At 57.0% G+C, this 4858-nt stretch carries 6 protein-coding genes; 1 reads left to right on the top strand and 5 read right to left on the bottom strand.

Annotation, left to right across the window (positions count from 1 at the left end; genetic code table 11):
* Positions 1 to 272: 272 nt before the first annotated feature.
* Entirely contained in the window at positions 273 to 1301 is a 1029-nt protein-coding gene (locus ACP15P_RS23065) for an IS110 family RNA-guided transposase (protein ID WP_028720250.1), read from the bottom strand.
* Between ACP15P_RS23065 and ACP15P_RS23060 the strand changes: the two genes are divergently transcribed.
* Complete coding sequence (locus ACP15P_RS23060; protein WP_424930764.1) at positions 1285 to 1722, top strand: DUF6088 family protein; 438 nt, start codon at positions 1285 to 1287, stop codon at positions 1720 to 1722. The genes ACP15P_RS23065 and ACP15P_RS23060 overlap by 17 nt on opposite strands.
* A gap of 54 nt (positions 1723 to 1776) precedes the next feature.
* Here ACP15P_RS23060 and ACP15P_RS23055 read toward each other — a convergent pair whose 3' ends face one another.
* The 4 genes from ACP15P_RS23055 to ACP15P_RS23040 all read right to left on the bottom strand — a co-directional run bounded on the left by ACP15P_RS23055 (position 1777) and on the right by ACP15P_RS23040 (position 4695).
* Positions 1777 to 2352, bottom strand: coding sequence for a PIN domain-containing protein (locus tag ACP15P_RS23055; RefSeq protein ID WP_259938030.1), 576 nt, complete (start codon positions 2350 to 2352; stop codon positions 1777 to 1779).
* Positions 2349 to 3005: a helix-turn-helix domain-containing protein gene (locus ACP15P_RS23050; protein ID WP_424930763.1), complete on the bottom strand. Its 657-nt coding sequence runs from the start codon at positions 3003 to 3005 to the stop codon at positions 2349 to 2351. The genes ACP15P_RS23055 and ACP15P_RS23050 overlap by 4 nt, the downstream gene beginning before the upstream one ends.
* A complete protein-coding gene (locus ACP15P_RS23045; RefSeq protein ID WP_424930762.1) occupies positions 3002 to 3853 on the bottom strand; it encodes a hypothetical protein in 852 nt (283 codons plus the stop codon). Before ACP15P_RS23045 ends, ACP15P_RS23050 begins: the two co-directional genes overlap by 4 nt.
* A 359-nt stretch (positions 3854 to 4212) precedes the next feature.
* Positions 4213 to 4695: a tyrosine-type recombinase/integrase gene (locus tag ACP15P_RS23040; RefSeq protein WP_424930761.1), complete on the bottom strand. Its 483-nt coding sequence runs from the start codon at positions 4693 to 4695 to the stop codon at positions 4213 to 4215.
* Between the last annotated feature and the right edge of the window lie 163 nt (positions 4696 to 4858).

Genomic DNA, 4858 nt, shown 5'->3' with positions numbered 1-4858 from the left:
AACCTTCTCTTGTGGATGCCGCCCTCATTTGCAAGGAATTTCTGAACATTAGACATGTGATCGAGTGCGGACTCTTGTCAGGCCTGTTAGTGCGGCCCGATAGATGCCGCTGGCCGGGATGGTGATGCGCGGACCGGGGCCAAATCTCCAACAGCGAGCTCGAAGCTCTGAGAAGGTTCCTGGTTTGCCCAACCCGGATCATGTCGATCATTTGCCCATTCGGATCATGCCTTCCTCACAACTCTGCGTTCCGTTCCTGCCGACGCGCCCGATCAGGCGGTGGCCATCACCGGATCGCGATAGTCCTCGCCGCGCGTCAGCATCGCCCAAATGCCGCGCGCCATCTTGTTGGCCAGCGCGAAGGCTGCGACCATCGGTGGCTTGCGTTCCAGCATGCGCTCAAGCCAGGGATTTTGCGGTGCGCCACGGCGCAGCGCCCAGCGGACCACCGCCATCGCGCCGGTGACAAGCAGTCGCCGGATGTCCCGCTGCCCCATCTTCGATGTTTTCCCCAGCCTCTGTTTTCCGCCAGAAGAATGTTGCCGCGGCACCAACCCGAGCCAAGCTGCAAAATCGCGGCCACGCCGGAACTGGTCCATCGGCGGCGCGAAGGTTTCGACTGCGAGCGCAGTGATCGGTCCGACACCCGGCATGGTCTGTAACTGCCGGGGCATGGCGGCCGCCCTGGACGCGGCGGCGAGCTTTGCCGAGACTGCGGTAAGGCGGGACGTCAACAGTTCGATCTGCTCCAGAACCATGCGGCAGATGTCTCGCGCCAGGTCAGGCAGGCCCGAACCAGGATCCTCGACCACCTTCGCCAGCCGCGGGATATATCCGACCCCTTCCGGCGCCACATGCCCGAATTCATAGAGGTGCGCGCGAAGGGCGTTGATCGCTTCGGTCCGCTGCTTCACGATCTGCTCGCGGGCGCGAAACGCCACCGCCCGGGCCTGTTGGGCTTCGGTCTTGGGTTCGACGAACCGCATGGTCGGACGCATCGCTGCCTCAACGATTGCTTCCGCGTCGGCGGCGTCGTTTTTCTGGCGCTTGATGAACGGTTTGACGTAATGCGGCGCAATGAGCCGGACGCTGTGCCCGTAGGCGGACAATTCCCGCGCCCAATGGTGCGCGCTGGGACACGCCTCCATCGCCACGTCGCATGCGGGATGGTCCGTCATGAATCGCGCAAACTGCAGTCGCGACAGCTTCTTGCGGAAAACAACCACCCCATCCGCTGCCGCCCCGTGCAGCTGGAACACGTTCTTTGCCAGATCGACCCCGATAATGCTAACTTCTTCCATGGATGCCCTCTCCTTCAGCTTGTGCTTCGACACCACGAGTATGGCACATCGCGATGCCGTCAGGGTGAGAGCGGCATCCACCCCATCTCCTTCGATGGCTGCCAATCAGTTGGGCCTTTCCACTCAGGTACCATCCAAGCCGACCTATATGACCGACGGCCCAACCCGCACCAAGAAGGTTGGACGGCAAGTCATACAATTTCGAAAAGCATCTCCCAAAACATTGGTCGGCGCAGGGCATAAGACTGGGGTTGTCTTCCAGGCTTTGCGTTATGTCGGCAAGGACCATGTGGACAGTCAAATCGTCGACCAGATTGCACGCGCACTGGACGACAATGATCGGAAGCTATTGGTTAAGCAAAGCAGACACGTCCCTGCATGGATGCATCCTATCGTGCAACAGATTGTAGAGCGTAGATAGATATCAATGTGTTCGCTGGAGACCGTCTCCAGTGCGATCTACCGCCACATAAGCCTAAAGTAGCTCTACGTATTCGTGCAAAATTTCAGCGGTTTGAAATAGCTCTCGAGCCTTGATCCGCTGCAATAATGCTTCGGCGTCCATATCAGGATTTTTGAACCGCTCACGCATTTTACGCAGGGCAACTACAGCTGCGAGTGAGTCAAGTTCGATTGCATCAGAAATAAACTCGTCGGCCGAGATTGCATCGATGTCAAAAGGGACGAGTGCTTCGCTTGGGAAATCCTTAAGGTTTTCTGTCACAATTACCTGAGCGGATGTTGTGATCGCTGCAGCAAGAACATGGCGGTCATCAGGATCCGGCAACTGCAGACCGGCTTCAAGACCAGTATACCCAGTAACGCACGCTTCGGGGAAAGCGCGCTCCATAGCGGAACGCTGCTTGTTAGTGTCAGCCCCGCCCTTCGTAATCTTGGCTATTGCACCGGCAGTCTCATCCATAATCCTATCGCTCCACCGGGGCCGAAAAAATCCGGCCTCGGCCAGCGACAAGATTATGTTTCTGCGCATCGCGCACGCCAGAACATTAGCGTCAATCAGTGCCGTGAAACGGTCGGCATAGTCACTCATAAAAGATCGTTCTCCATGTCCATTGCCGCGAGGTCAGACAATGCGTCAGAGCGATCAATGTCGCGTTTCTTTTTGTATTCAAACAGATCTGCTGCTTTCACACGGCGATGCCGACCTGTTTTGAAGAAGGCGATTTCACCCTCTTCTAGAAGCTTCACGAGGTGTGGGCGCGACACATTCAACAAATCGGCCGCTTGCTGAGTGGTCAACTCTGCATCCACAGGGATCATCCGGAACCCTCTGCCGCTTGACACCAACCGCAACAACTCCATCAAGGATGCAGCGAGGGCTGGGGCCAAGGTCACCGGTTCGATCTGCTTCTCACCGAGTGCTAGGCTCAGCTCAACGGCCTCATCACCATTCACTTGCGAGGCAAGGATACGGCGAAGACTGTCAGCATTTTCAATTTCAACCTGATCCGGCAAACGTTCTGCGAACGCTTCTTTTGCTTGCATCATCATGGGTTCTCTCCTTTTCACGCGACGGGATCTTGCGCCCCATTCGCAATAATCAAAATAAACGAAATAAACGTAAATGCAAGCAACGCTTCGTTCACAATTTGAAGAACTTCCGAGGTTGGTTAACCCTCTTGCCAGCGGAAGAGCTTTACTTCCGAGCCAAGCCGCATCGCCTCCGATCACCGCTTCGCTCACACCTGCAGCCCCGCAGCGCGCACCTGCTCAGGCGTTACTAGCTTTGAAGCGATCAAGTCTTCGATCTGGCGGTTCGTGATATGGCGGCACAAGGGATGGCGCTCGTGGATCCACTCGGCGAGGCTGGCGCGTCCTTTGGCTTCGGCCTCTCGCGCCTTCTCGCGGTCGGCCTGTAGCTGGGCAAGCCCCTTCTCCCATCGGCGCATTTTGAACCAATTGTCGGAGAAACAGACCTTGCTTCGCGTGTAGCCCTCGCTTTCCTTGGCATAAGCTTTGACCGCCTGCCTCAGATCATCGGGCTTCACTCCGGCCTTCACAGCTGCTGCGATCAGGCGCAGACTGGTCTGCCGGTCTCGGATCCTGTCCTCGGGATAGACTGCCAAGATCTTCTCAGCTTCAAAATCTTCAACCTCCTCCGTCGCCTCGCGCCTGCGCGTAGGTGGTTTATGGATGGTTTTAGGATGGTTTGGGGTCCACCGTGAACCCCGTACCCCGTTCACCGTGGACCCCGTACCGGGTTCAGGCTGGACGGGGTTCACAGTGACCCCCGTCTCAACAGTGGGTTCGAGCGCGGCCACGCGCTCTAGAACAATCCGGTAAATGACGGTGTAGCCGTTCTTGCAGTGCCGCCGCCCCGTCTCCATCAGAATGCCTTCGCGCAGGAAGTCGATGATGGTACGCTTAACCGTGCTCTCGCTGAGCTCTGTGTGACGCTGGATCGTCCCCTTGGAACACCAGATGCCCGAGCCATCATCGCTCGCCTTGTCGGCCAGGAACATGATTATCTGCTTGCGCGCGGCGCTGCCAAAGCGGCGCTCGGCGCATTCGTTTGCGATGCGCCAACTCATTGGATCACCTCAGCGGTCAGAGGTCGCGAAAAAGCCGACTGAGCGTTTGCGATGCGGCGCTGGCCTGTGCTAATGTGCTTCGAAAGCTGACAGGCTTTTTCTATTTGGCCCCGGTTCACAGTTGCCGCTGTGACGGGGCCTTTTTCGTTTTGAACCGGCGAATTTGGCTTTGAAACTTTCGCTTTTTGTTCACTTTTTGTCAGGGGGTGTTTTGCACCCTTAAGACGTTGTTTTCGCTTATGCTCTTTCTGGATTGCAAATCCGTGTACACCGGTTCGATTCCGGTACTCGCCTCCATTTAAAAACAATCACTTACATCACTCCTTGCCGTGTTTGAGGCCCCGCGTTTACAGGGGCGTTTACATTTTTGTGTCTTGAGACAGTGATTTCGCTCGATTGAGCTTGCGCAGAACCGCATCGCTTTCGTCCGGGCTAACCTGCGCATAATGCTCGATAACTTGCGCCGCGTAGCGAACCGACCACCCCATCAGCACCGCAATCTGGCGCAAAGACAGATCGGCATTTAGCAATCTTGTCGCCGCCGTCCCGCGCGTATCAGACAGAGTCTTCTCCCTGCCGTCGATCCAAGGGGGGATCTGAGCTTCGCGCCGCCACTTGGTGATCTGGTTCGATGCCCAACGGGCCGTCAAAGGCCTGCCAAGCTCTGATACCAGCAGCACCTCCTGGCCTTCCGGAGTCTCTGCGATCAATTTCTCAAGTGCCGACGTGGCAGGGATATATGCGATCTGGCCCCGCTTACTTGTCCTGAAACGAAGGCGCTTGCCGTGCGGCGTATCTTCGAATTGGTCCATTTTGACCTGAACCAAATCGGCCGCTCGCAAGCCGGTTTCGCATCCTGCGGTCAGGACCCTCTGCCCTGATCCTCCCCCACTGAAGTGGTCCGCCGCTATGTTTAGAAAACGGAGGATTCACGATGGGAAATAAGCGACACAAGCCCGAGGAAATTGTCACGAAGTTACGGCAGGTTGAGGTGCTTGTCGGGCA

The organism is Amaricoccus tamworthensis (genome assembly GCF_049800875.1).
Taxonomy (GTDB): Bacteria; Pseudomonadota; Alphaproteobacteria; order Rhodobacterales; family Rhodobacteraceae; genus Amaricoccus; species Amaricoccus tamworthensis.
The sequence above is the reverse complement of the archived record's forward strand: the minus strand, read 5'-3'. Positions and strand labels throughout refer to the sequence as shown.

Bases quoted from the DNA above. Each gene is read 5' to 3' on its own strand.
- ACP15P_RS23055 (WP_259938030.1), bottom strand. From the start codon at position 2,352: ATGAGTGACTATGCCGACCGTTTCACGGCACTGATTGACGCTAATGTT.
- ACP15P_RS23065 (WP_028720250.1), bottom strand. From the start codon at position 1,301: ATGGAAGAAGTTAGCATTATCGGGGTCGATCTGGCAAAGAACGTGTTC.
- ACP15P_RS23045 (WP_424930762.1), bottom strand. From the start codon at position 3,853: ATGAGTTGGCGCATCGCAAACGAATGCGCCGAGCGCCGCTTTGGCAGC.
- ACP15P_RS23060 (WP_424930764.1), top strand. From the start codon at position 1,285: ATGCTAACTTCTTCCATGGATGCCCTCTCCTTCAGCTTGTGCTTCGAC.